The sequence below is a fragment of the Streptomyces sp. NPDC048565 genome (genome assembly GCF_040650935.1).
Taxonomy (GTDB): domain Bacteria; phylum Actinomycetota; class Actinomycetes; order Streptomycetales; family Streptomycetaceae; genus Streptomyces.
Map to the genome: position 1 here is coordinate 13285 of NZ_JBEZIH010000005.1, position 24707 is coordinate 37991.

Consider the following 24707-nt stretch of genomic DNA (forward strand, 5'->3'; position numbering starts at 1 on the left):
CAACGAGGGGGACGTATGCGGGACAGCCATCGGGCGGAAGCCGAAAGGCTGTTGGTGCGTGCCGTGGAGGAAGAGACACGGCGGACAGGCGGCCGGACGGACGCCGGAGCGCTGCTGGCGCGGGCGCGGGGGGCGCTCGACACCACCATGGCCGCCGGCGCGGCCGAGGAGTACGCCGCCTACACCAGGGCACTGGACGCCGCGGGGGCCGGCCAGCAGCCGCTGTCGGCGCGATTCAGCAGAGCGACCCTGGGAACACCGTTGCTGGTGACGGGAGTCTCGGCCGCCGCGGCCTTCGCCGCCGACCTGGCCCTCGGCACCGCGGCCGGTCTGGCCCTCGGCGCGGGCGTGGTCGTCGCCGCGGCGGGGACCACGGCGACGGTGGCGCGGGTGACCGCGTCGCACTGGCCCGCCGCACACCGCAGGGCGGGCGAACGCAACCAGCCGGGCGGTCCCGAGCAGCTGCGCCTGGAATGGCTGACAGCCCTCGAGGTACGCGGCATCCGCCCGTTCCTCGACCAGCAGCGGATGCTGACCGCCGCCAGGCGGCCGCCGAAGAAGGCCGGCGCCTCCGTGGTGGCGCAGCTGCGCGGCGGTGACCGGAGCGCGGCCGCACGCACCCGCTCACTCCTCGAACAGTCCTTCGGTCATCTCCCCGCTGTGGACGGCCCGTTCGCCGGTCGCCGTGGTGAACTCGCCCAGATCGCCCAGTGGGTGCACGCCGCGCGCGCCGCGACCGAGACCAGGCCGACCGTCGTCGTCCTGCACGGCACACCGGGCTCCGGGCGCACCACACTCGCCGTGCGGGCCGCGCACGCCCTCAAGGACCAGTTCAGGGGGGCGTGCGTGGTCGATCTGCGGGGCGATGTCTCCGGCGACACCCCGCTGCCGACCCGGGACGCCCTGCTGCACCTGCTCAACCGGCTGGGGGCACCGCGCGAGCAGCTGCTCTTCCGGGAGAGGTCGTCCGCCGAGCAGCAGGTACGGCGCCTGAGCGAGCTCTACCACCAGCATCTGACGGGCACACCCGTCACGATTGTCCTGGACGACGCCACCGACGCCGCCCAGGTCCGCACACTCGTCCCCGAGCGCTCCGACAGCCTGGTCCTCGTCACCTCCCGCGAGCCGCTCGAACTGCCCGACGACATCCCGGCCCGGGTCCACCACCTGCCCGTCGGGGGTCTGGACGCGGCCGGCGCCGAGGAGCTGCTGCGCGAGTCCGCCCTGGACGAAGAAGCAGGCCCGTACGACTACCCGTCGACCGACACCGTCGTCGAGCTGTGCGGCGGGCTGCCGCTCGCGCTGCGTGTCGTGGGCTCCGCACTCGGCGCCCGCAGCCGCGCCGAACTCGCCGCGGCCCTCGGGGACTACGGCCCGGTCGCGCCCGTCGAGCGTGCCCTGTGGCTGCGCTACACCGACCAGTCCGAGCAGGGCCGCCGGCTGCTGCGGCGGCTCGCCCTGGCCGGACGGGCCAGCCTCGGGGCGGCCGCCGCCGCGTCCCTGCTGTCCTCGGACGAGCAGGAGGCGGGACGCCTGCTTGAGGCCCTCGCGGGGGCCGGGCTCCTGGTCCACGTACGGGGCGCGCGCTACCGACTGCACGACCTCGTACGGGACTTCGCCCTGGCCAGGCTGCTCGACGAGGAGCCGGCCGCCGACCGTACGGCCGCGCAGGAACGCCTCATCCGCAACTACGGCGAGCTCGCCGACGCGGTGATCCGCATGGTGGACGGCAAGATGTCCACCCGCGCCAACCAGTTCGGCTCGCACGGCTTCAGCTCGCTGGACGCCGCCCTGCGCTGGCTGGACGACGAGTCGAGCTTCATCACCTCGGCCCTGCGGCACGCCGAGGGCGTCGACCAGGGGGCGGTGCTCCATCTGCTGGGCGCGCTGTGCGACTACTGCCTGCTGCGCGGCGACCTCTACCGGCTCGGGGAGATCAGCGAGCTGACGCAGGCCGTCGACCAGGGGCTCCTGGAGCGGTCGGTCCAGTGGCGCACGGGTATCGCCGCCCGGCAGCTCGGCGAGCTCGACAAGGCACGCACCACGCTGTCCTCCGTCGTCGGCCTCTACCGCGAGGCGCAGAACGACTCGGGCGCCGCCCTGGCGCTCTGTTCGCTCGGCATCACCCTGCACCACCAGGGCAATCTGACCGAGGCCTCGGCCCGGCTGCGGGAGGCGCTCGCCCTCCAGTCCTCGGCCGAGCAGGCCGAGGACCGCGCCTGGTCCCTGCACGCCCTGGCCGCCGTCGAGCGCGACCGGGCCAATCTGCCCGAGGCGCTGACCCTGCTGGACACCGCGCTCGCCCTGCACCGCGAGGGCGAGTCGCTGCACGGCGAGGCCTGGTCGCACTTCCAGCTCGGCCAGGTCTGTCTGCGCCTCGGCGAGGTCGCCAGGGCCGAGGAGGAGCTGTCATCGGCACTCGACCTGTACGGCCGCACCCGGGACGAGCGCGGCGAGGCCTGGGCCCTGACCCAGCTGGCCCGCGCCCGGCTGCTGGACGGAGACCCCACCGCGGCGGTGGAGCAGCTGCGCGGGGCGCTCGCCCGGCACCGGGGCAACGAGGACGCCCGGGGCGAGGCATGGACGCGCTACTACCTCGGGCAGGCGCTGGAGGAGGACGGCGACACCGACCAGGCCGTACGGGAGTTGGAGCGGTCCCGCACGATGTTCTCGCGGATGCGGGACGTGTACGGGCTGGCCTGCGCCCGCCACCACTCGGGGCGCGTCACCCGCGACCAGCGGGCCGCGCAGACGGGCAATCTGCGCAACTCCGGCTTCGCCCGACAGCTCCTGGTGGACGCCCGCGCCGACTTCCGGCGCATCGGGGTGGCGCACGGCGAGGCCTGGACCTGTCTGGAGCTGGCCCTGATCGACGGCGGGAACAACCGCGCCGCGCAGGCGCTGGAGCTCTGCGGCGAGGCGGTCACCCTGTTCGCGTCGTACGACGATGCCAGGGGCGGCGACTGGGCGGCGTTCCTGCGGTGCACGCTGCTTCCCTACGCGTCCCCGGGCGGCAGCGAGGTCGGCACCGCGGTGGCCCAGCAGGAGCTCGCAGACCTGCTGGATGCCTCGCATCCGCTGCGCGACGCCAAGCTGGAGGACTGCGCGGAGGCCTTCCGGGTGGTCCTGAACCGCGGGGTGGACCTGGACGACGGCTGGCAGGCCTGGCGCCTCGGCCTGACACCGTCCCGGCACGCCCGCGAGGTGATGGGGGTGCCGGTGGGCGTACGGCCATGACGGGCTGCGGGCAGCGGGCAGTCGACTGCCCGCTGCCGGCTGCCCGCACCGCACCGCGTCACGCCGGCGCGTACGGCCCGGCGTCCGGGGCCGTCGCCGTGGCCCTCGGCAGCCCGAGCCGCCCACGGGTGGCGACGAGCAGGACGGCCGCCACGACGGCGGAGCTGACCAGGAAGGCGTGCGCCGCGTAGGAGTCGGCCAGCGACGGGAACACGTCCGAGTAGGCGATCGAGAAGAAGTTGTTGACGCCGGTGTGCAGCAGCATGGCCAGCAGCAGGCTCTGCCGGGTGTGGTTGAAGATCCACGTCATGACGAAGCTGAAGGCGACCGTGGTCGCCACGAACTCGACCGGGGTGTACCAGACGAGATCCGTGCCGCCCCAGTCGGTCAGGAACAGCGGAAGGTGCCAGACACCCCACAGCGGGCCGAGGATCAGCGTGCCGACGACCGGGCCGTAGGCACCCTGGAGCCGGGGCATCGCGAAGTCGCGCCAGCCGGGCTCCTCGGCGACACCCGTGGTGATCATCTGCAGGAGCAGGCCGGGCAGGAAGGCGGCCAGCACCATGGCGCTCGGCACGACCGGGCTCTCACCGCCCAGGGCGTACAGCGTGACGATCAGCACGAGGGGCACGGCGACGATGACGCCGATCCACCAGCGCCACCCGACCCGCCAGTTGGTCATCCGGCCCACCCAGGCACGGAGCCCGGGACGCCCGTCGGCGACGGCGGTGACGATGAACGCCGACAGGATCGGACCGAGGTAGGCGCCAGGGAGGATCCCCAGCAACTGGCTTCCGCCGTCGCCCCCGGGGAAGGTGAAGTCCACGACTCCCTGCCCGTTCCCGGACAGGATGTACGGCACCCACGCCACCCAGCTCAGCAGGAAAGCGAGCGAGAAGAACCAGGTCAGCGGGCGGCGACGCATACCGCCCCGCCAGCCGCCGCGCGGGACGGGCGCACCGGGCGCACCGGGCCTCTGGATCGAAGGAGTCAGGGCGTCGGGCTGCGACGGGACACCGGTGGCCTTCATGCCTTCCTCGCCCGGCGGTGGTCTGCGACGAGCGCGATACCGCAGGCCAGCGTGGCCAGCCCGAAAGCGATGGAGACAGCCACGGCGACCCCGCCCATCATCGAGGTGACCGCGTTGCACACGGCACTGATCACCAGCAGCAGCCACAGCACGGGACGTACCGGGAGGCGAGAGGATCCAGCCATCGTATTCTCCTTGTCCGAAGGGGAGTTGGGCATGGACAAGACGCTACGGAGACGGCGCGGAGGCGACGATCCGGCCAGATGGAGAACCGGGGTACAGCAGGCTGTACCAAGCGTCCCCGGCTCGCCCCGAGTCCCGCGCGGGATGCCATAGTGGCGCGGCACATGAGGTGGCGCGGCACAGGAGGTGGAGATGCCCACGCACGACGTCCCACCGACGACCGGCCCGGCAACCGGCCCGACGACCGGCCGGGCGGCGGGAGGCCCGAAGCCGCCGCGCCCCTGGGACGTGTTCGCACGCGCCCGCACCGCACTGGACGCCTTCGAGCACATCGTCGGCGGCATGGGGACGGCGATCCTCGCCCTGATCATGCTGCTGTGGCTGATTTTCACCGCCGCCGCCTGCCTCTTCGGGGTCGGCCTGTTCCTGGTGCCCGGCACCCTGCGGGCACTGCGCACCGTCACCGAACGCGAACGTGAACGGCTGTCCCGGTGGGGCCCCGAGATCATCGGGCCCGGTCCAGGACCCACCCGGCTGCGTCAGGCCGTCGCCGACCCGGCCACCCGACGCGAGGTGGGCTGGGTGGCCTGGCACGCCGTCCTCGGGACGGCCCTGGGTCTTGTCGGTCTCACACTGCCCCTCACCTCGGCGTCCGACGCCGCGTTCCCGCTGTGGTGGCGGCTCGTACCGGCCTCGGAGGCCACCCCGTCCATCGGCCTGTGGACCGTCCACGACTGGCCGGGCGCCTTCGCCGTCAGCCTGCTGGGGATCGGCTGGTTCGGCGTCATCCTGGGTGTCGCTCCGGGCATGGCCTGGCTCCAGGCGTGGCCGGGTCGCCGGCTGCTCTCCCCGCCGCCCGGCACCGACCTCGTGACACGGGTCGCCGAGCTCACCGCGACCCGGGCCGCCGCCCTCGACGCGCACGCCACCGAGCTGCGGCGCATCGAACGCGCCCTGCACGACGGCACCCAGAACCGCATGGTCGCCGTCAACGTGCTGATCGGCGCGTCCCGCCGCGCGGTGTCCCGCAGCCCCGCCGACGCGGACGCCCTCCTGGAACGGGCACAGGACGCAGCCGAGCAGGCCCTCGCCGAGCTCCGCGCGGTCGTACGCAGCATCCTTCCGCCGGTGCTGGCCGACCGGAGTCTCAGCGACGCGCTCTCGGGCCTCGCGAGCAGCTGCCCGGTGCCCTGCCGGATCGACGCCGACGTGGACGGACGGTACGCGGCGTCCGTCGAGGCGACCGCCTACTTCGTGGTGGCCGAGACGCTCACCAACATCGCCAAGCACAGCCGGGCCGGGCACGCCACCGTCACGGTCCGCCACCGCGACGGCCTGCTGCGGCTGCGGATCACCGACGACGGCCGCGGCGGAGCGGACGAACACGACGGATCGGGCCTGGCCGGCATCCGTAAGCGCGTCGAGGCACTCGACGGCACACTCACCCTGGCCAGCCCACCGGGCGGGCCCACGACACTGGAGGCCGAACTGCCATGCGGATTGTGATCGCGGAGGACGATCCGCTGCTGCGGGAGGGGCTCGCGCTGCTGCTGCGCGCGGAGGCACTCGACGTCGTGGCGACCGCCGGCACCCCGGACGCCCTCCTGGAGGCGGTGGACGCGCACCGGCCGGACGTGGCGATCGTCGACGTCCGGATGCCTCCGACCCATACCGACGAGGGGATCAGAGCGGCCGTGGAGGCGCGGCGCCGCCGGCCGGACCTCGCGGTCCTCGTCCTCTCCGCCTATGTGGAACAGGCCTTCGCCACCGAACTGCTCGCCGACGGCAGCGCACGGCTCGGCTATCTGCTCAAGGAGCGGGTCGGCCGGGTCGAGGAGTTCCTGGAGGCGCTGAACCGGGTCGCGGCCGGCGGTACGGCCATCGACCCCGAGGTGGTCGCACAGCTCTTCGCGCGCACCCGCCCCGACGCCCATCTGGACCGGCTCAGCCCGCGCGAGCGCGATGTCCTGGCCCTGATGGCGGAAGGCCTGGGCAACGCGGCGATCGCCGAACGGCTCGTCGTGACGGACGGCGCCGTCCACAAGCACATCCGGAGCATCTTCGCCAAGCTGGACCTGGCACCCGCCGACCGCACGGACCGCCGGGTCGCGGCCGTGCTGCGCTATCTCAACGACGCGCACCGGCGGGCCTGACCAGCGGCGCGGGCCCCCTCGTCCGTCCCGGAGCGGGAGGGGAGCGAGGTGGCCCCGCCGCGTCAGCCCTTGCCCGAAGCGCCGGCCTTCGGGGTACCGGCCTTGGAGGCTCCCGCCTTCGATGCGGTGGCCTCCGCCTTCCCCTCGGCGCCCCGGGGCTCCGCCGCCGGGTCGGGGGTCTCCTTGAAGTCGACCTTGCCCATGTGGCGGTTCATCGACTTCATCAGGAACCACGTCCCCACGGCCAGGGCCGCGAAGACGAGGAAGCCGAGGACCCCGGGAGTCACCTTGTTCGTGTCGAGGTCGTCGGCGGCGAGCGGAACGAGCTGCGTCAGTGCCTGGGTCGCGTACATATCAGGCATTGTCGCGGATGCCCGCGAAGAGGTCGCTCTCGGGGAGGGAGGTATCGACCAGTGACTTCGCGAGCTCGTACTCCTCGGTCGGCCAGACATCGCGCTGGACGTCCATCGGCACCCGGAACCAGCCGCCGTCCGGATCGATCTGCGTCGCGTGCGCGATCAGCGCCTTGTCACGGATCTCGTAGAAGTCGTCACACGGGATGTGCGTGGTCAGCGTGCGTTCGGCGCGCCCGAACTCCTTCCAGCGCTCCAGCCAGTCGCCGTACGGGGACTCCATCCCGCGGGCCAGGAGCGCCTCGTGCAGGGCGAGCGTGCGCGCCTTGTTGAAGCCCTGGTTGTAGTAGAGCTTCTGCGGCTGCCAGACCGGACCGAACTTCGCCTCGGGGAACCTCTCGGCGTCCCCCGCGCCCTCGAAGGCGATCATCGAGATCGTGTGGGTCTTGATGTGGTCCGGGTGCGGATATCCGCCGTTCTCGTCGTAGGTGGTGATCACCTGCGGGCGGAACGCGCGGATCTTCGCGACGAGACGCCCCGCCGCCGTCTCGTCCTCCTCCAGCGCGAAGCAGCCCTCGGGCAGCGGGGGCAGCGGGTCGCCCTCGGGCAGACCCGAGTCGACGAAGCCGAGCCACTCCTGCTTGACGCCCAGGATCTCCCGGGCCTCGTCCATCTCCTTCTTGCGCACCTCGTGGATGTTCGCCTCGATGTACGCGTCTCCCTGGAGCTTCGGGTTGAGAATGGATCCCCGCTCGCCCCCTGTGCAGGTGACGACCAGGACGTCCACCCCCTCGGACACGTACTTGGCCATGGTGGCCGCGCCCTTGCTCGACTCGTCGTCGGGGTGGGCGTGGACGGCCATCAGTCTCAGCTGCTCGGTCAAGACTCGGTCCTCAGTGATTGGTCGCAATGGTCGGCTTCTATAGTGACTGAACCGGGGGACGGAAAATTCCACGATCCCCGGTACGGAAGGAATGATCATGGCGGCGGTTCGCGAGGCCTTGCCCGAGGGGCGCTACGGCCGGTCCCAGGACCAACGCGCCGACCGCAAGCTGAAGATCATCGGTTCGGTGCTGGGTGTGGCCTTCCTCGCGCTGATCGGCTGGTTCGGTTACGACTACCTGGCCGGCAACGACATCAGCGCCGAGCTCATCAAGTCCAAGATCGTCTCGGACACCCGCGCCGAGGCCCATCTGGAGGTCCGTAAGGACCGGGACACCGACGGGCACTGCACGCTCCGCGCCCTGAGCACGGACGGCGGAGAGGTCGGCCGGGCGGCCTTCCCCTTCGACGAGCACTCCGACCGGATCGACAAGATCGTCACCCTGCGCACCACCTCCAGGGCGACGGCGGTGCAACTCCAGGGGTGCACCGCAGACAGCTGACCGCGCTCCGGCGCGCGCGCCGTCCGTGATGCCCGCACTCCGGTGCTGACCTGCGCCGAGGGGCATGCCACGTTTTGCCTTCTCCCCCTTCTCTCAGGGAATTGTTAAGCTGGTTGTTTCGCCCACCCGTGGCAGCGCATGCTTGGGGTAGGGCGTTGCTTTGTATTCCCAGCACCGACGAGGAGCACCCTGTGACCCAGACCAGCGATAACGTCACCTGGCTCACGCCGGAGGCGTACAACCAGCTGAAGGCAGAGCTGGAGTACCTGTCTGGTCCCGCGCGCACGGAGATCTCCGTCAAGATCGCGGCGGCCCGCGAGGAGGGTGACCTCCGCGAGAACGGCGGGTACCACGCGGCCAAGGAGGAGCAGGGCAAGATGGAGCTCCGGGTCCGTCAGCTGACCCAGCTCCTGGAGCACGCGAAGGTCGGCGAAGCCCCTGCCGACGACGGCGTGGTCGAGCCCGGCATGGTCGTGACCATCGCCTTCGACGGCGACCCCGACGACACGGTCACCTTCCTGCTCGCCTCCCGCGAGTACGCGAGCGCCGACATCGAGACCTACTCGCCGCAGTCCCCGCTCGGCACGGGCGTGAACGGCAGGCGGATGGGCGAAGAGGCGGAGTACGAGCTGCCGAACGGCAAGACGGCCACGGTGAAGATCGTCTCGGCGAAGCCCTACAAGGGCTGACCCGCACAGCACACACGACGTAGCCCCGGCCGCAGAGCGGCCGGGGCCGCGTCGTGCCCGCCGCCGACGTCCGACACGACGACGTCCACCGCGCGGCGACAGAGCCGAGCACCGACGAGAGGAACGTTCATGCGCGCCCGGAGCATCGCAGCGGTCACCGCAGCAGCAGTTGCGGCGGTGGCAGCCCGCGACCTCGCCCAGAAGAAGCACGCGTTGCTCAGGAACTTTCCGGTGATCGGGCACGCCCGTTATCTGCTGGAGACGATCGGGCCGGAACTGCGCCAGTACATCGTGAGCTCCAACGACGAGGAGCGTCCGTTCAGCCGCGACCAGCGCACCTGGATATACGCGTCCGCGAAGGAGGAGAACAACTACTTCGGGTTCGGGACCGACAACGACGTCGAACACATACAGGGGCACGCGTACCTGAAGCAGCGCACGTTCGCCGGTGCGCTGCCCGACGTGCACGACCCGCAGGCCACCCTGCCTTCGGCCAAGGTGCTGGGCGGGCCGCGCGGGCGGGCCCGGGCGTTCCGGCCGGCGAGCGTGGTGAACATCTCGGCGATGAGCTTCGGATCGCTCTCCGGTGCGGCGGTCACCGCGCTCAACGAGGGGGCGGCGCTGGCGGGCACGCTGCAGAACACCGGAGAGGGAGGCCTCTCGCCGTACCACCGCAACGGCGGCGACCTCGTCCTGCAGATCGGTACGGCGTACTTCGGCTGCCGCGACGAGGACGGCACCTTCAGCATCGACAAGCTCAAGGACGTCGTCGCCGGCGCCCCGGTCAAGGCGATAGAGATCAAGCTCTCCCAGGGTGCCAAGCCGGGGCTCGGCGGGATGCTGCCTGGCCCGAAGGTGACACCGGAGATCGCCGAGATCCGCGGTATCCCGCTCGGCGAGGACTGCGCCTCCCCCTCGCGGCACACCGCGTTCAGCGACGTCGACTCGATGCTCGACTTCGTCGAACTGATCGCCACCGAGACCGGTCTGCCGGTCGGGATCAAGAGCGCGGTGGGCGAGATGGACTTCTGGCAGGAGCTGGCCAAGCTCATGGCGCGCGGTGACCGTGGGGTCGACTTCGTGACCATCGACGGCGGCGAGGGCGGCACCGGGGCGGCGCCGCTGACCTTCGCCGACTCGGTGTCGCTGCCGTTCCGGATGGGTTTCTCCCGGGTCTACGGCACCTTCGCCGAGCTGGGGCTGACCGACGACCTGACCTTCATCGCCTCCGGCAAGCTCGGCCTGCCCGAGAACGCCGCGGTCGCCTTCGCCCTGGGTGCCGACATGATCAACGTGGCGCGTGAGGCGATGCTGTCGATCGGGTGCATCCAGGCGCAGAAGTGCCACACCGACAAGTGCCCCACCGGCATCGCCACCCAGAACCCGAGGCTGGCCCGCGGTATCGACCCGCCGTCGAAGGCCGCCCGGGCCGCTGCCTACCTGCGCACCCTGCGCCGGGAGCTGATGAAGATCTCAGCGGCCGTCGGCGTCGCCCACCCGGCGCTCATCACGGCCGCCGACATCGAGATCATGAACGGCGACTACGACGCCCGCACCCTGCTCAGCGTCTACGGCTACAAGAACGGCTGGGGTGAGCTCGGCCCGCACCTCGCCGAGGAGATCACCGCACTGCTCACCACGGGACCGCCCTCCGAGCAGAAGCCGGTCGTCTGAACCGGCCGGAGTGATCGACCACCCCGGCCGGTCGACTTCACACCGTCATCAGGTCACTGCCGAACGGTACTTGCGGACAGCCAGCGTCCGGAACACGACGACGATCACGACCGACCAGATCACCGACGCGAGGATCGGGTGCTGCATCGGCCAGGCGTCCGGGGTGACGAAACCCGGCGGCAGATTGCCGAACAGCTCACGGCAGGCCTGCACGGTCGCACTGAACGGGTTCCACTCCGCGATGTGGCGCAGCACCGTCGGCATCTGGTTGGCGTCCACGAAGGCGTTCGAGATGAACGTCAGCGGGAAGAGCCAGATCAGCCCGCCGGAGGTGGCCGCCTCGGGTGTCCGCACGATCAGCCCGATCAACGCCCCGATCCAGGAGAACGCGTATCCCAGCAGGAGCAGCAGCAGGAATCCGCAGAGCACCTTGCCGATGTTCTCGTGGCTGCGCCAGCCGATGATCAGCGCGACACCGGCGAGCACGACGAGCGTCAGCGCGGTCTGCACGAGGTCGGCGATGGTACGTCCGGTGAGGACGGCACCCCTCGCCATCGGCAGCGACCTGAAGCGGTCGATCAGTCCCTTGTGCATGTCGTCCGCGATGCCCGCTCCGGCTCCCGCGGTGGCGAAGGTGACGGTCTGGGCGAAGATCCCGGCCATCAGGAACTCGCGGTAGTCCGACGACGAGAGGGTGCTGCCGACCTTGATGGAGCCGCCGAACACATAGGTGAACAGCACCACGAACATGATCGGCTGCACGAGGCCGAAGATCACCATCTCCGGGATCCTGATCATCCGGATCAGGTTCCGCCGCGCGACCACCAGCGAGTCGGCCACCGACCGGCTGATCGCCCCGCGCGACTTGAGCGGCGCCGGGTTCGGCGCATCCGTGATGGCGGTCACCGCCCGTCCTCCTTCCGGCCCTGTGCGGCCCCCGTCGACGCGCCCTCGGCGGGTACGTCGTCGGCCACCGCGTCCTCGCCGTTCTTCTCCAGCTCGGCGGCGTGGCCGGTGAGCGAGATGAAGACGTCGTCGAGGGTGGGGCGGCGCAGTCCGATGTCGTCGATCTCCACACCGTGGGTGTCGAGGTCGCGGATGACCTCGGCGAGCAGCTTGGCCCCGCCGGTGACCGGGACGGTCAGCTTGCGGGTGTGTTCGGCGACGGAGATCTCACCCTTGCCGTACGTGGCGAGCACCTCCCGGGCCGGCCCGATCTCGTCGGGCCGGTGCACGACGACCTCGACGCGCTCACCGCCGGTGCGCGCCTTGAGCTGGTCGGACGTGCCGCGGGCGATGACCTTGCCGTGGTCGATGACGCAGATGTCATGGGCGAGGTGGTCGGCCTCCTCCAGATACTGCGTGGTCAGCAGCAGCGTCGTACCGCCCGCGACGAGCTCCTCGATGACCTCCCACAGCTGCTGCCGGTTGCGCGGGTCGAGCCCGGTGGTGGGCTCGTCCATGAACATCACCGGCGGGGAGACGACGAGCGCGGCCGCCAGGTCGAGGCGGCGGCGCATGCCCCCGGAGTACGTCTTCGCGGTGCGGTCACCGGCGTCGGCGAGGTGGAACTTCTCCAGGAGCTCCCCCGCCCGCTTCTTCGCGTCGCGTGCACCCATCTGGTAGAGCTGCCCGACCATCTGGAGGTTCTCGCGGCCCGTGAGGTATTCGTCGACGGCCGCGAACTGGCCGGAGAGACCGATCGAGCGGCGCACCTCGTCGGGGTTCTTCAGGACGTCGATGCCCGCCACCACGGCCTGCCCGCTGTCCGGCTGGAGCAGGGTGGTCAGGACACGTACGGCGGTGGTCTTACCCGCACCGTTGGGCCCGAGCATGCCGAGCACGGTGCCTTCGGGTACGTCGATATCGACGCCGTCCAGTGCTCGTACATCGCCGAAGGTCTTCACCAGGCCTTCGGCATAAATGGCGCCTGGCATTCGTGATTCCCCCAGTTGCTTTCGCGTGAATTCCTGAGCGGATCGTAGAGTTCCAGGCCCCTCGGGACCGGGAACCCACCGGAGTGTTCGGCGATGAACCGTAACGCGATACATCGCGACACACAACGGGTTTTCCCAGGAATCCGCCGGGGAAGCCGCCGCGGAGCCGGACGCGGGTCAGACCCGGATCAGATAGCCGGCGGACCGCAGTGCGGAGGCGACCTCGTCGCAGTGCTCGGGGCCCTTGGTCTCCAGGTGGAGCTCCACCTCCGCCTCGGTGAGCCCCAGCCGGGGATCGGTCCGTACGTGGCTGATGTCGAGCACGTTGGCGTCGGCGAGGGACAGCGTGGCGAGCAGCGCCGCCAGCGCACCCGGGCGGTCGGTGAGCCGCAGCCGCAGGCTGAGGTAGCGGCCGGCCGCGACCATGCCGTGCGTCAGGACGCGCTGCATCAGCAGGGGGTCCACATTGCCGCCCGACAGCACGGCGACGACGGGCCCGCGGAAGCCCTTCGGGTCGCTCAGCAGGGCCGCGACCGGGCTGGCCCCGGCCGGCTCGACGACCATCTTGGCCCGCTCCAGGCACAGCAGCAGGGCGCTGGAGAGCTCGTCCTCGGTGACCGTACGGACCTCGTCGACCAGCTCCTGGACCAGGGGGAACGTGAGGTCGCCCGGGCGTCCCACCTTGATTCCGTCGGCCATGGTCTGCACCGCGTCGAGCGCCACCGGGTGCCCTGCGGACAACGAGGGCGGGAAGGCGGCGGCGCCCGCCGCCTGGACACCGACGACCTTGACGTCGGGGCGCAGGGCCTTCACCGCGACCGCGATTCCCGCGGCGAGACCGCCCCCGCCGATCCCGACGACGACGGTACGGACCTCCGGGCACTGTTCGAGGATCTCCAGGCCCACGGTGCCCTGGCCCGCGATGATGTCGGGGTGGTCGAAGGGGTGGATGAAGACGGCGCCGGTCTCCTCGGCGTACTCCTGCGCCGCGGCGAGCGTCTCGTCGACGACCTGCCCCTGCAACCGGACCTCCGCGCCGTACTCCCGGGTCGCCGCGACCTTCGGCAGGGGGGCGCCGACGGGCATGAAGACCGTGGAGCGTACGCCGAGCAGGGAAGAAGCCAGCGCGACTCCCTGCGCATGGTTTCCCGCGCTCGCGGCCACCACTCCGGCCGCCCGTTCGACGGGGCTGAGGCCGGAGATCCGCACGTACGCGCCACGCAGTTTGAACGACCCGGTGCGCTGGAGGTTCTCGCACTTGAAGTGGACCGGCGCCCCGACGAGGGAGCTGAGATGACGGCTTCCTTCCATCCCGGTCGTTCTGGCCACCCCGGACAGCATCTTCTGCGCCCCTCGGATGTCGTCGAGGATCAGCGGAGGGTGGGGACCTGACGTACGGAAGCTCATGAAAGCAAGTCTTGCAGCTCGGAGCCGCCCGGGCCGTCGCATCTCATGGCGGCCTGCGGTGGTGTCCACAGGTTTGTGCAGCGCTGGTACGCGTTGCCCCGTGGCCGCGTACTCTGTCCCCCACCCATCCGACACCGCACGAAGAGAGCCCCCGGCCATGCCCCCTCAGGACATGACGACTGCTGCGTCTCCTTCCGGGGGCGCGGCCCCCGGACATCCGGGAACGGACCACCTGCTCGACCTACTCCAGCACCAGGTGGCCGTCTTCGCCCGGCGTGCCGAGCAGACCCGCCTCGGCGGTGTCGGCCAGGTCCGCAACTCGATGGACAGGGCGGCGTATCTGCTGCTCAACCGGCTCGACGTGGAAGGTCCCATGGGCGTCAAGGCGCTGGCCTCGGGCATGGGGATCGACTCCTCGACCGTGACCCGGCAGGTCGCGCCGCTCGTCGACACCGGTCTGGTCAAGCGCACCTCGCACCCGGAAGACGGGCGCGCCGTCGTGCTCCAGCTGTCGCCGCGCGGCCAGTCACGTCTGGAGGAGGTCCGCGCCTCGCGGCGTGAGCTGATGTCCCAGGTGACCGACGAGTGGACCGAGGACGAGCGCGACACGTTCTGCGCCCTGCTGACCCGGTTCAACACCTCACTGGCGGCCCGCCAGGCGGCGCACCAGCCGGCGCAGGAGGGCTGACCCGTCGGGTGGCCGGGATGTTCCCGGCCACCCGACGGTTCCGTTCGCCTTCTCAGCCGATGGCCTGCGTGAGGTCGGCCAGCAGGTCGTCGGCGTTCTCGATGCCGACGGACAGCCGCACCAGGTCGGCCGGCACCTCCAGCGGGGAGCCCGCGGCGGAGGCGTGCGTCATACGGCCCGGGTGCTCAAGGAGCGACTCGACGCCGCCCAGCGACTCCCCGAGCGTGAAGAGCTTCGCGCGGTTGCAGACCTCGACCGCCGCCTCCTCGCCGCCCGCGACCCGGAACGACACCATCCCGCCGAACGCCTTCATCTGCTTGGCGGCGATCTCGTGGCCCGGGTGATCGGGCAGCCCCGGGTAGAGGACCTGGGTGACCTTGGGGTGCCGGGTCAGCAGGTCGGCGACCTTGGTGGCGTTCTCGTCGTGACGGTCCATGCGGACCGCGAGGGTCTTGATGCCGCGCAGCACCAGCCACGCGTCGAACGGCCCGGCGACCGCGCCCATCGCGTTCTGGTGGTACGTCAGTTCCTCGGCCAGCTCCGGGTCGCTGACGACGAGCGCGCCGCCGACGACGTCCGAGTGGCCGCCCATGTACTTGGTGGTGGAGTGCACGACGACATCGGCGCCGAGCGAGAGGGGCTGCTGGAGGTAGGGGCTCGCGAAGGTGTTGTCGACGACGAGGCGCACGCCCGCCTGCCGGGCCACTCCGGCGACGGCCGCGATGTCGGTGATGCCGAGCAGCGGGTTGGACGGCGTCTCCACCCAGATCGCCTTGGTACGCGGGGTGAGCGCCGCCCGTACCGCGCTGACGTCCGAGGTGTCGGCGACCGAGAACTCGACGCCCCAGCGCGAGGCGACCTTCGCGAACAGCCGGAACGTGCCGCCGTAGGCGTCGTTCGGGATGACCACGTGGTCGCCGGGTGTCAGCAGCGCGCGCAGGAGGCAGTCCTCCGCGGCGAGGCCCGACGCGAAGGCGAGCCCGCGGCGGCCGCCCTCCAGCGCCGCCAGGTTCTCCTCCAGTGCGGTGCGGGTCGGGTTGGCGCTGCGGCTGTACTCGTAACCGCCGCGCAGTCCGCCCACGCCGTCCTGCTTGTACGTGGACACCTGGTAGATCGGCGGGACCACGGCGCCGGTGAGGGGATCCGCCGTGTTGCCGGCGTGGATCGCAAGGGTCTCGAAGCTGTGCTGGTCGCTCATGAGGCCCGAGCGTAGTTCGTCAGGAGGGGTGTCACAGGCCACTCGCCGCGCGGCTACCCGTCCGGGGACAATGGACCGCATGGAGATTCTTTGGGTCCTGCTCGCCCTGTGCATGCTCGCCGCCGTTCTCGGCCCCGTCATGCTGCGGCGCCGTGGCGGTATCCGCCAGGTCGCGCCCGGTTCGCCCGACGCCGCCGACCCGGACACCTACGGCTTCGCGCGCCAGGAGGAGCTGGACATCCGGATGCCGGGGCCCGACCAGGATCTGCTCGACGTCCTCGATGTCGTCCAGGGGACCGGGAGCTGGCGCGCCGCGTCCCAGTTGCTCGCGGGTACGCCCAAGGAGAGTGAGGTCCGCTGGCAGCGGGTGCAGGCGTTCGCCGGTGCGGCGTCCCTGGAGCTGGCCCAGCGGCCCGGTGCCGGCGGGGCGTGGCTGCGGGAGTGGCGGGCCGAGGCCCCGAAGGACGCGGGCGGGGCGGCGGTGCACGCGGAGTTCCTGGTGCAGCAGGCATGGCGCACCGGCACCGTGGGCACGGACGACTTCCGGATCATCCTGGAGGAGGCCCGTACGGTCTGCGGGGACGCGGCCCTGCTGGCGCCGGGCGACCCCGTGCCGTACATCGTCGAGCTGGCCGTGGCCCGTGGCCTCGGTTACTCCCACGAGGAGTTCGACCAGCTCTGGGTGAAGATCATCGACCGTGCGCCCGCGCACATGGGCGCGCACATCGCGGCCCTGCACTTCTGGTGCGAGAAGTGGCACGGCTCCCGCGAGGAGGCCGACCGCTTCGCGACGGCGGCCGCTGCCCGCGCCCCGCAGGGCTCGCTGCTCGCCGCGCTGCCGCTGTTCGCGCTGTACGAGCATCTGCCCGAGGTCAATCTGGTGCGGGGGTTCTACAGCGGTCTCGTCGTGACGAAGGCGGTCGAGGGCGCGATGTTCGCGGTGCACTCGGCCCGCTCGGACGACCCGTTGCTCGCCCATGTCCGGCACCTGCTGGTCCTCTTCCTGGTCCGCATGGAACGCTGGTCGGAGGCGATGCACCAGTTCGTCCACATCGACGGCCATGTGGGGGCGCTGCCCTGGACCCAGAATCCCGACCCGGCCGCCGAGTACACGGTGTACCGGGCGCTGGCCGTCGCCGGTTACGAGGCGAACGGCGGCAGCCCCGCGACGCTGCTCCACTGACCCGGCACACCCGCCATCTCCGGATTGGACCGGCACACCCATGGCACGACTGATCCCGCTGATCCTGATAGCGCTCGCCGTCTGGTTCTGGCTGCGGGCGCGCAGGAAGACCGCCGCGTACATGGCTTCGTACGAGCACCCCACCGACCGGCACGGTGAGGGTGACGAGCAGCGCCGCGAGCCCCCGGCCCCGGCGGCCTGAGACCCGGAATCCCCGGCGCCCCCACGGCGTTGTACGGAGCGAACACCGACCCCCGGAGGAGCCCCCGCATGTTCCTGACCCACCGCACCCCGCAGCTCCCCACCCCGGAGGAGGCCCTGCGCGGTCGCCCCACCCCCGAATTCTCGGTGCCCTCCCGCCACACCGTCCTCGGCAACCCGCTGACCGGCCCGTACCCGCAGGGCCTGGAGGTCGCCGACTTCGCGCTGGGCTGTTTCTGGGGCGCCGAGCGCAAGTTCTGGCAGACGGAGGGCGTCTGGACGACGCTCGTCGGCTATCAGGGCGGTTACACCGAGAATCCCTCGTACGAGGAGACCTGCTCGGGTCTGACCGGCCACACGGAGGCGGTCCGTGTCGTCTTCGACCCGAAGGTCGTGAGCTACGCCGACCTCCTGAAGGTCTTCTGGGAGTCCCACAACCCGACCCAGGGCTTCCGCCAGGGCAACGACGTGGGTACGCAGTACCGCTCGGCGCTCCACACCCACTCCCCCGAGCAGGCGGAGGCCGCGGAAGCGTCCCGCGAGGCGTACCAGCAGGTGCTGACCGGCGCGGGCTTCAAGGAGATCACCACGGAGATCCTCCCGGCCGATGGCCGTACCTTCTGGCCGGCCGAGGGATACCACCAGCAGTACCTGGACAAGAACCCCGACGGCTACTGCGGCATCGGCGGCACGGGCGCCACACTGGAGTCCCCGTCGGAGACGAACTGGGGCCGGTCCTGCCCGACGGGCATCGCTCAGGCGCCCGCAGCCTCGGAGTGATCAGCCGGAGCCGGCCGCGTGGTGCGGCCGGCTCTCCCCGGCGCGGCCTCAGGCGGCCAGCCGCACCTCGCCCATCGAGCCCCGCGCCGGTGCGCTCCGGGCCGTCCCGGCGGTCCGTGCGGTCCCGGCGGTCCGGGTCAGTTCCCGCTGGGCCAGGGACAGTACGTCGGCCAGCCCAAGGCCGAGCGAGCGGGCCGCCGCGGCGAGCACCTCGGACGACGCCTCCTTACGGCCGCGCTCGACCTCGGAGAGGTAGGGCATGGAGATCCGGGCGGCCTCGGCCACGTCCTTCAGCGTCCGTCCCTGGGCGTTGCGCTCGCGGCGCAGGACATCGCCGACGATGTCCCGCCAGAGCGGCTCCCTGTCGGCGGGGACGGGGCGCAGGGGGATGACGCGGGCGTGGTCCCGCGGGTGGCTGCTCATCGTCCGAGCGTAGGAGCGAACCGCCCGGCGCGGGAAGGGAAAACCTTCCTCGCCGGGCGGATCTGCTGTCGGCAGAACGGCCGTTACCGGGCCGGCCCTTCGACCGCTGGGGCACCGACAGCTACGTCCGGCGCTCAGAGCCCTCGGTAGACGTCACTTCTGTGGCCGAGGTGGACGACGAGGATGACCAGAACCTCGTTCCGGATCTCGTACACGACACGGAAGTCTCCAGCGCGCACCCGGTACAGGCCCTCGTGGCCTGACAGCTTCTCCACGTCCGCGCCCTCCCGCCACGGGTCGTCCCCGAGAGGCGTGATGGCGGTCAGGATGCGCAGAGCGTCCTGCCGGTCGATCGAACGGAGCTGGCGCTGAGCGTGAGCCGTGAAACGAAAGGCGTACTTCACTCGGCCCGGTCTCCGCCCTCGAACAGATCCGCGAGGAGTTCAGCCATGCTGACCGTCGGATCCTGACGATGCGCCTCGGCTTCCCGTGCGGCCATTTCGTCAGCCGCGGCGTCCAAGGCGTCGAGCACCTCTATGGGCACGAGCGCGGCGACCCGCTTGCCATTGCGGGTCACGACGGTCGTCTGCCCACCCTCCGCCCTGTCGATAACCTCGGCCAGGTGGGTGCGAACCTCACGTACGGTCACGGTGTCAGCCATAAGAGAAAGTGTACGCACGATTGCGTACACCCGCACTTCCCCCGCATGCCCCTCGTACGGCCCGGGGCTCCGGGCTCCGGGCCGTACGGCATGGGGGTGTCAGATCAGGCCCTGTGCCAGCATCGCGTCGGCGACGAGCTCGAAGCCGGCGATGTTCGCGCCGACCACGTAGTTGCCGGGGCTGCCGTAGCGCTCGGCGGTGGTGTAGCTGGACTCGTGGATGTGGCGCATGATGTCCGCCAGCCGCTCCTCCGTGTGGGCGAAGGTCCAGGAGTCGCGGGAGGCGTTCTGCTGCATCTCCAGGGCGCTGGTGGCCACCCCGCCCGCGTTGGCCGCCTTGCCGGGCGCGAAGGCGACGCCCGCGTCCTGGAAGATGCGGACCGCGTCGGGGGTGGTGGGCATGTTGGCGCCCTCGGCGACCGCCTTGACCCCGTTGCGTACGAGGGTCTGCGCGTCGGCCTCGTGGAGTTCGTTCTGGGTGGCGCAGGGCAGCGCCACGTCCACCGGGACACTCCAGACGCCGGCGCCCTCGACATACCGCACATGCCCGCCGCGCCGCTCGGCGTACTCGGAGATCCGGCCGCGGCCGTCCTCCTTGATCTCCTTGAGCAGGGCGAGGTCGATGCCCTTCTCGTCCACGACGTAGCCGCCGGAGTCGGAGCAGGTCACGACGGTCGCGCCGAGCTGCTGGGCCTTCTCGATCGCGTAGATGGCAACGTTGCCGGAGCCGGAGACCGCGATGCGCTGGCCTTCGAGGGATTCGCCGCGCACCCGCAGCATCTCGGCGGTGAACAGGACACAGCCGTAGCCGGTGGCCTCGGTGCGCACCAGAGCGCCGCCCCAGCCGAGGCCCTTGCCGGTGAGGACACCGGACTCGTAGCGGTTGGTGATGCGCTTGTACTGGCCGAAGAGGTAGCCGATCTCCCGGCCACCGACGCCGATGTCACCGGCGGGCACGTCGGTGTACTCGCCCAGGTGGCGGTGGAGTTCGGTCATGAACGACTGGCAGAACCGCATGATCTCGGCGTCCGAGCGGCCCTTGGGGTCGAAGTCCGCGCCGCCCTTGCCGCCGCCGATCGGCATGCCGGTGAGGGCGTTCTTGAAGATCTGCTCGAAGCCGAGGAACTTCACGATGCCGAGGTTGACGGACGGGTGGAAGCGCAGTCCGCCCTTGTACGGGCCGAGCGAGCTGGAGAACTCGACACGGAAGCCGCGGTTGACGTGGATGTCGCCCGAGTCGTCCGACCACGGCACCCGGAAGATGAGCTGGCGCTCGGGCTCGCAGACGCGCTCGATGATGCGGGCGTCGACGAACTCCGGTCGCTGCGCCAGCACGGGGCCCAGGGTTTCGAGGACCTCGCGCACCGCCTGGTGGAACTCGCCCTCGCCCTGGTTGCGCCGCAGGATCTCCGCGTAGAGCGGCTCGATCACACGGTTCTCGGAGGTGCGCTGGGTGAGGGAGTCGGAGCTGGCCGGCATCTGATCAAGACCTTCCATGGGTGGGCTCTTGCGCGTCGGCGCCCCCCGTCCCCGGGGGCGCCACCGGCCCGTGGGGACCGTTGCACCATGCAAGTCTCGCAGCGGTGCGCCGCGCCGCTCCGGCGACATCCACATAGTGGCCACGGCCGTACGTCCCGGTAGGGGCCCTTCTGTCCTCGTACACCCGCTTCCGCCGGGGCGAGCGGGCCTCACGCCACCCGCGCGTCCCGGGTGCGCGGGTGGCGAACCTCACAGCCGGAGGAGGGCGGCCGTGAGGTCCGCGCCGGGGGTCAGGCCGAGGCGTTCTCCGTCACGGTGACCTTCCCCTTACGGATGGTCGCCACCCGGGGCGCCTTGCGGGCGAGTGAGCTGTCGTGGGTGACCATCACGAAGGTCAGCCCGTGCTCCTTCCACAGCCCGTCGAGCAGGTCCATGATCTCGTCGCGCATGGACTCGTCGAGGTTGCCGGTCGGTTCGTCGGCGAGCAGCACCTTCGGCCGCTTCACCAGCGCCCTGGCTATCGCGACGCGCTGCTGCTGGCCGCCGGACATCTCGCTCGGCAGGTGGGTGGGGCGGTCGCCGAGACCCACGGACTCCAGGGCTTCGGCGGCCCGTTCACGGCGGGTCCTCGCGCCCAGGCCGAGGGGGACGAGGGCGGTCTCGACGTTCTCCTGGGCGGTGAGCGTCGGGATCAGGTTGAAGCTCTGGAAGACGAATCCGATGGACTCGGCCCTGACCTTGGTGAGCCGGGACTCGGGGAGCTCGGCCAGGTCGACGCCGTCGAGTTCGACGGTGCCCGAGGTGGGGCGGTCGAGACCGCCGAGCATCTGCAGGAGGGTGGACTTGCCACCGCCGGTCGGGCCCTGGATGACGAGCCTTCCGCCGTCCTCGATGGTCAGATCGACACCGGCGAGCGCGTCGACGGGATTCTTGCCGCGCATGTAGCGCTTGGTGACGCCCTTGAGCTGGTACACGTGTGGACTCCTGCTGCTGTACGTACGAAGAGGGAGGGGCGGGGCTTTCGGGACACGCCCTACGCGACGCGGCGCAGCGCGTCGGCGGGGCGCAGCCGCGAGGCACGCCAGCCGCCGAAGGCGCCGGCGATGAGTCCGCCCGCCACCGCGAGGCCGACCGCGACGAGGATCGTGGTGAGGGAGACCGGTGCGGTCAGCGCGATGTCCAGGGTCCTGGACGCGGCCTGACGGCCACCGCCGCCACCGCCTCCACCCATCGGGCCTCCGCCGCCCATGCCGCCGCCTCCTCCGCCGCCGCCCGTGGAGCCGAGCTGGGCGCTGAGAGTGGGGCTGATGGCGGTCACGACGTACGCTCCGGCGACACCGACGGCGATACCGAGCACACCGCCCATCAGACCGTTGACGAGGGCTTCACCGATGACCTGACGGGTGACGCGCCCGCTCTTCCAGCCGAGGGCCTTGAGGGTGCCGAACTCCCGCACGCGACGGCTGACAGCGGAGGAGGTCAGCAGGCCCGCGACGAGGAACGCGGCGATCAGGACCGCGATGGAGAGCCACTTTCCGACGCTGGAGGCCAGGTCGGAGGCGGTGGAGAGGGAGCCGGACACCGTGTCGGCGAGGTCGGCGGATGTGGTGACCGTCGTGCCCGTGATGTTCTTCTGGATGGCGGCCTTGACGGTGTCGATCTTCTGCGAGTCGGCGGCCTTGACGTAGACCGTGGTGACCTTGTCCTCGGAGTCGGCGACGGTCTGCGCCTGCTTCAGCGGGATGTAGACGTTGGCCGCCGCGTCACCGCTGTCCGCGGTGGAGACGCCGATGACTGTGTACTTGGTGCCGGAGATGGTGACGGTCTTGTCGACCGCGAGCTCCTTCTCCTTGGCGTAGGCGGAGTCGACGATCGCGACCTCGGCGTCGGTCTCGGACGCCTTGAAGGTACGGCCCTTGGTGATCTTGGAGGAGGTCAGCGGGCCGAGGCCCTGCTGGGTGACGTCGGTGCCGTACACCGTGAAGGAGTTGACGTCGAAGGAGGCACCGCCGCCCCTGACCTCACCCTGCGGCTGGCCGCCGCCCGAGCCGCCACCGGGGCCGCCGCCCTGGCCGCCGCCTTCGGAGGTGGCGCCCTCGTCCTGTTTGAACTCTCCGCGCTTGAACTGGCCGTCGACCTTCATGACGGTCAGGCTCAGCCCGCCGACGGCGTCCGCGACCCCCTCCTGCTTGCCGACCTTGCCGACGGTGCTGGAGGCCAGCGTCGACAAGCCCTGGACCATGACCCGGTCGGTGCTCTGGGTCGCGTCGTCGTCGTCCTTCGCGTCAAATTCGAACTTGGGCCGCTCGTTGCCGCCCGAGCCGGAGCCCGGGGCGGCCGCGGCCTTGGTCACGGTCATGTCCGTTCCCAGGCCGTACAGCGATTCGAGGACCTTGTCCTGGGCCTTGGTCATGCCCGAGGAGACCGAACTGACGATGATGACCAGCGCAATGCCGAGGGCGAGCCCCGAGGCGACGACGAGCGCCGCCTTTCTGCGGCGGCGCAGCTCGCGCCGGAGGTAGGTGAAGAACATGGCGCGAAGATTATGGAGCCGGTGTGATGAAGAGTTAAGTCTCCGATGAAAGACGGATGAGAACGCCGTCACCGCTCATAGGCCGGACACTCACAGGCCGGACACCGCACCGTTCGTACGCCGTATGCGGCGCCGTCGGTACGCCGGACGCGGCGCCCCGCGCACGCCGAAGGCGGCGGCGCCCGGAAGGATCCGGGTGCCGCCGCCTTCGGAGGGGGAAAGGCGCGATCAGGAGATCAGGCGGCGCCCGCCGTCCACTCCGACCAGCTCATGTTCCAGCCGTTGAGGCCGTTGTCGGGGGCGATCGTCTTGTCCGGGGAGTTCTTGACGGTGATGACATCGCCGACGATCGAGTTGTCGTACAGCCACGCGGCAGGCGTGTTGGGGTCGTCCGCGCCCTGGGTGTCGGACAGGCCGACACAGCCGTGGCTGGTGTTCGCACTGCCGAAGATCGACTTGGCGCCCCAGTAGTTGCCGTGGATGAAGGTGCCCGACGTGGAGAGCCGCATGGCGTGCGGCACGTCCTTGATGTCGTACTCACCCTTGCCGTCGTCGTCCGTGAAACCGACGGTCGAGCCGTCCATGCGGGTTTCCTTGAACTTCTCGGCGATCACCATCTGGCCGTTGTACGTCGGGTTGTCGGACGAGCCGGCCGAGATCGGGATCGTCTTGACCGTCTTGCCGTCCCGGGTGACCGTCATGGTGTGCGCCTTGGCGTCCACGGTCGAGACCTGGTTGCGGCCGACCTTGAAGGTGACCGTCTTCTGCTGCACACCGACGACGCCGTCGGCACCTTCGACGCCGTCCAGCGCCAGCTTCAGCGTGACGGTGGAGCCGCCCTGCCAGTAGTCCTCGGGGCGCAGGTCGAGGCGCTGGTTGTTGAACCAGTGGCCGACGACCTCCTGGCCGCTGCTGGACGTCACGGTGATGCCGCCCTGGACGGCCTTCTTGTCCGTGATCGCCTTGTTGAAGTTGATCGAGACGGGCATGCCGACGCCGACGGTGGAGCCGTCCTCGGGGGTGAAGTTCCCGATGAAGCTGTTCTCGGGCGAGACCGTGGTGAAGGAGCTGTTGCCGTGCGCCTCACGCCCCTCGGAGTCGGCCGCCGTGGCACTGATCTTGTACGTCGTCGAACGCTCCAGCTGCCCGCTGGGCTTCCAGCTGGAGCCGTCGGCCGCGAGGGTGCCCTTGACGGCTTCGCCCTCCGCCGTGGTCATGTCGACCTTGGTCAGCTTGCCCTTGGCGACGGTGACGACCGCGGCGTTGTTGATGCTCGCGTTTGTCGCACCGTTCTTCGGCGCGATCGTTATCTGCGCCTCGGAGGCGTCCTTGGCGGCCGCCTCGTCCACCTGTGCCTGTGACTTCTTCGAGCTGTCGGCGCTCGCGCCACCGCCGTCGTCGTTACAGGCAGAGAGCACCATCACGCCGCCGAGCAGTACGGACGCGGCCGCGAGGCCCCTGCGCCGCTTGCTGTCCGTCATCACACGCTTCTCCATCGTTGCCGATTCCCCAA

Annotated in this window: 25 protein-coding genes; 10 read left to right on the top strand and 15 right to left on the bottom strand. The window is 70.7% G+C overall.

The annotated features are described in order from the left end of the window. Window positions 1-15 precede the first annotated feature (15 nt). Window positions 16-3237 (top strand): tetratricopeptide repeat protein, encoded by a 3222-nt coding sequence (locus tag AB0C75_RS07810; RefSeq protein ID WP_362888144.1) that lies wholly within the window; start codon window positions 16-18, stop codon window positions 3235-3237. A 58-nt stretch (window positions 3238-3295) separates the two neighbouring features. On the opposite strand, the gene AB0C75_RS07815 is transcribed toward AB0C75_RS07810, so the two are convergent. Both AB0C75_RS07815 and AB0C75_RS07820 read right to left on the bottom strand, forming a co-directional pair. After that, window positions 3296-4267, bottom strand: coding sequence for a type II CAAX endopeptidase family protein (locus AB0C75_RS07815; protein ID WP_362888146.1), 972 nt, complete (start codon window positions 4265-4267; stop codon window positions 3296-3298). Continuing rightward, the gene (locus AB0C75_RS07820) at window positions 4264-4452 is read right to left on the bottom strand and encodes a hypothetical protein (RefSeq protein WP_362888148.1); all 189 of its coding nucleotides are present in this window, start codon (window positions 4450-4452) and stop codon (window positions 4264-4266) included. The genes AB0C75_RS07815 and AB0C75_RS07820 overlap by 4 nt, the downstream gene beginning before the upstream one ends. A gap of 190 nt (window positions 4453-4642) precedes the next feature. Between AB0C75_RS07820 and AB0C75_RS07825 the strand changes: the two genes are divergently transcribed. Together AB0C75_RS07825 and AB0C75_RS07830 are read left to right on the top strand one after the other, a co-directional pair. Further along, window positions 4643-5956: a sensor domain-containing protein gene (locus AB0C75_RS07825; protein WP_362888150.1), complete on the top strand. Its 1314-nt coding sequence runs from the start codon at window positions 4643-4645 to the stop codon at window positions 5954-5956. Beyond that, window positions 5944-6603: a response regulator transcription factor gene (locus AB0C75_RS07830; protein WP_362888152.1), complete on the top strand. Its 660-nt coding sequence runs from the start codon at window positions 5944-5946 to the stop codon at window positions 6601-6603. The genes AB0C75_RS07825 and AB0C75_RS07830 overlap by 13 nt, the downstream gene beginning before the upstream one ends. Before the next feature lie 62 nt (window positions 6604-6665). Here AB0C75_RS07830 and AB0C75_RS07835 read toward each other — a convergent pair whose 3' ends face one another. Continuing rightward, window positions 6666-6956: a hypothetical protein gene (locus tag AB0C75_RS07835; protein WP_362888154.1), complete on the bottom strand. Its 291-nt coding sequence runs from the start codon at window positions 6954-6956 to the stop codon at window positions 6666-6668. Window position 6957: 1 nt separating this feature from the next. Further along, window positions 6958-7839 (bottom strand): mycothiol conjugate amidase Mca, encoded by an 882-nt coding sequence (mca, locus tag AB0C75_RS07840; RefSeq protein WP_362888156.1) that lies wholly within the window; start codon window positions 7837-7839, stop codon window positions 6958-6960. 97 nt (window positions 7840-7936) lie between these two features. Between mca and AB0C75_RS07845 the strand changes: the two genes are divergently transcribed. The 3 genes from AB0C75_RS07845 (at window position 7937) to AB0C75_RS07855 (ending at window position 10704) form a co-directional block, all read left to right on the top strand. Further along, complete coding sequence (locus tag AB0C75_RS07845) at window positions 7937-8341, top strand: DUF4307 domain-containing protein (RefSeq protein ID WP_362888157.1); 405 nt, start codon at window positions 7937-7939, stop codon at window positions 8339-8341. Window positions 8342-8532: 191 nt separating this feature from the next. Further along, entirely contained in the window at window positions 8533-9030 is a 498-nt protein-coding gene (gene greA / locus AB0C75_RS07850; protein ID WP_362888159.1) for a transcription elongation factor GreA, read from the top strand. Window positions 9031-9159: 129 nt separating this feature from the next. Continuing rightward, window positions 9160-10704, top strand: coding sequence for an FMN-binding glutamate synthase family protein (locus AB0C75_RS07855; protein WP_362888161.1), 1545 nt, complete (start codon window positions 9160-9162; stop codon window positions 10702-10704). Between the two features lie 48 nt (window positions 10705-10752). Here AB0C75_RS07855 and AB0C75_RS07860 read toward each other — a convergent pair whose 3' ends face one another. The 3 genes from AB0C75_RS07860 to ilvA all read right to left on the bottom strand — a co-directional run bounded on the left by AB0C75_RS07860 (window position 10753) and on the right by ilvA (window position 14048). Continuing rightward, a complete protein-coding gene (locus AB0C75_RS07860; protein ID WP_362888163.1) occupies window positions 10753-11610 on the bottom strand; it encodes an ABC transporter permease in 858 nt (285 codons plus the stop codon). Continuing rightward, window positions 11607-12641 carry an ATP-binding cassette domain-containing protein gene (locus tag AB0C75_RS07865; RefSeq protein ID WP_362888165.1) on the bottom strand — a complete coding sequence of 345 codons (1035 nt, stop codon included), beginning with the start codon at window positions 12639-12641 and terminating at the stop codon, window positions 11607-11609. Before AB0C75_RS07865 ends, AB0C75_RS07860 begins: the two co-directional genes overlap by 4 nt. Before the next feature lie 177 nt (window positions 12642-12818). Continuing rightward, window positions 12819-14048, bottom strand: coding sequence for a threonine ammonia-lyase (ilvA, locus tag AB0C75_RS07870; RefSeq protein ID WP_362888167.1), 1230 nt, complete (start codon window positions 14046-14048; stop codon window positions 12819-12821). Between the two features lie 157 nt (window positions 14049-14205). Here ilvA and AB0C75_RS07875 point away from each other — a divergent pair, with 157 nt between their 5' ends. Next, on the top strand, window positions 14206-14736 hold the full coding sequence (locus AB0C75_RS07875; RefSeq protein ID WP_362888168.1) for a MarR family transcriptional regulator: 531 nt from the start codon (window positions 14206-14208) through the stop codon (window positions 14734-14736). 52 nt (window positions 14737-14788) lie between these two features. Here AB0C75_RS07875 and AB0C75_RS07880 read toward each other — a convergent pair whose 3' ends face one another. Continuing rightward, window positions 14789-15934: a cystathionine gamma-synthase gene (locus AB0C75_RS07880; RefSeq protein ID WP_362888170.1), complete on the bottom strand. Its 1146-nt coding sequence runs from the start codon at window positions 15932-15934 to the stop codon at window positions 14789-14791. A 79-nt stretch (window positions 15935-16013) separates the two neighbouring features. On the opposite strand from AB0C75_RS07880, the gene AB0C75_RS07885 reads away from it, so the two are divergent. The 3 genes from AB0C75_RS07885 (at window position 16014) to msrA (ending at window position 18098) form a co-directional block, all read left to right on the top strand. Next, entirely contained in the window at window positions 16014-17117 is a 1104-nt protein-coding gene (locus tag AB0C75_RS07885) for a hypothetical protein (RefSeq protein ID WP_362888172.1), read from the top strand. A 40-nt stretch (window positions 17118-17157) separates the two neighbouring features. Further along, the gene (locus tag AB0C75_RS07890) at window positions 17158-17319 is read left to right on the top strand and encodes a hypothetical protein (RefSeq protein WP_362888174.1); all 162 of its coding nucleotides are present in this window, start codon (window positions 17158-17160) and stop codon (window positions 17317-17319) included. Between the two features lie 68 nt (window positions 17320-17387). After that, window positions 17388-18098: a peptide-methionine (S)-S-oxide reductase MsrA gene (msrA, locus tag AB0C75_RS07895; protein WP_362888176.1), complete on the top strand. Its 711-nt coding sequence runs from the start codon at window positions 17388-17390 to the stop codon at window positions 18096-18098. Between the two features lie 48 nt (window positions 18099-18146). On the opposite strand, the gene AB0C75_RS07900 is transcribed toward msrA, so the two are convergent. From AB0C75_RS07900 to AB0C75_RS07930, 7 genes are all read right to left on the bottom strand, one after another. After that, window positions 18147-18521, bottom strand: a complete 375-nt coding sequence (locus tag AB0C75_RS07900) for a helix-turn-helix transcriptional regulator (RefSeq protein ID WP_362888178.1) — start codon at window positions 18519-18521, stop codon at window positions 18147-18149. 134 nt (window positions 18522-18655) lie between these two features. Then, entirely contained in the window at window positions 18656-18925 is a 270-nt protein-coding gene (locus AB0C75_RS07905; protein ID WP_362888180.1) for a type II toxin-antitoxin system RelE/ParE family toxin, read from the bottom strand. Then, the gene (locus tag AB0C75_RS07910; protein ID WP_362888182.1) at window positions 18922-19182 is read right to left on the bottom strand and encodes a type II toxin-antitoxin system Phd/YefM family antitoxin; all 261 of its coding nucleotides are present in this window, start codon (window positions 19180-19182) and stop codon (window positions 18922-18924) included. Before AB0C75_RS07910 ends, AB0C75_RS07905 begins: the two co-directional genes overlap by 4 nt. Before the next feature lie 99 nt (window positions 19183-19281). Then, window positions 19282-20661 carry an NADP-specific glutamate dehydrogenase gene (gene gdhA, locus AB0C75_RS07915; protein ID WP_362888183.1) on the bottom strand — a complete coding sequence of 460 codons (1380 nt, stop codon included), beginning with the start codon at window positions 20659-20661 and terminating at the stop codon, window positions 19282-19284. Window positions 20662-20951: 290 nt separating this feature from the next. Then, window positions 20952-21635, bottom strand: coding sequence for an ABC transporter ATP-binding protein (locus AB0C75_RS07920; RefSeq protein ID WP_362888185.1), 684 nt, complete (start codon window positions 21633-21635; stop codon window positions 20952-20954). Window positions 21636-21694: 59 nt separating this feature from the next. Then, window positions 21695-23194: an ABC transporter permease gene (locus AB0C75_RS07925; RefSeq protein ID WP_362888187.1), complete on the bottom strand. Its 1500-nt coding sequence runs from the start codon at window positions 23192-23194 to the stop codon at window positions 21695-21697. 236 nt (window positions 23195-23430) lie between these two features. Beyond that, window positions 23431-24690, bottom strand: a complete 1260-nt coding sequence (locus tag AB0C75_RS07930) for an Ig-like domain-containing protein (protein WP_362888189.1) — start codon at window positions 24688-24690, stop codon at window positions 23431-23433. Window positions 24691-24707 lie beyond the last annotated feature (17 nt).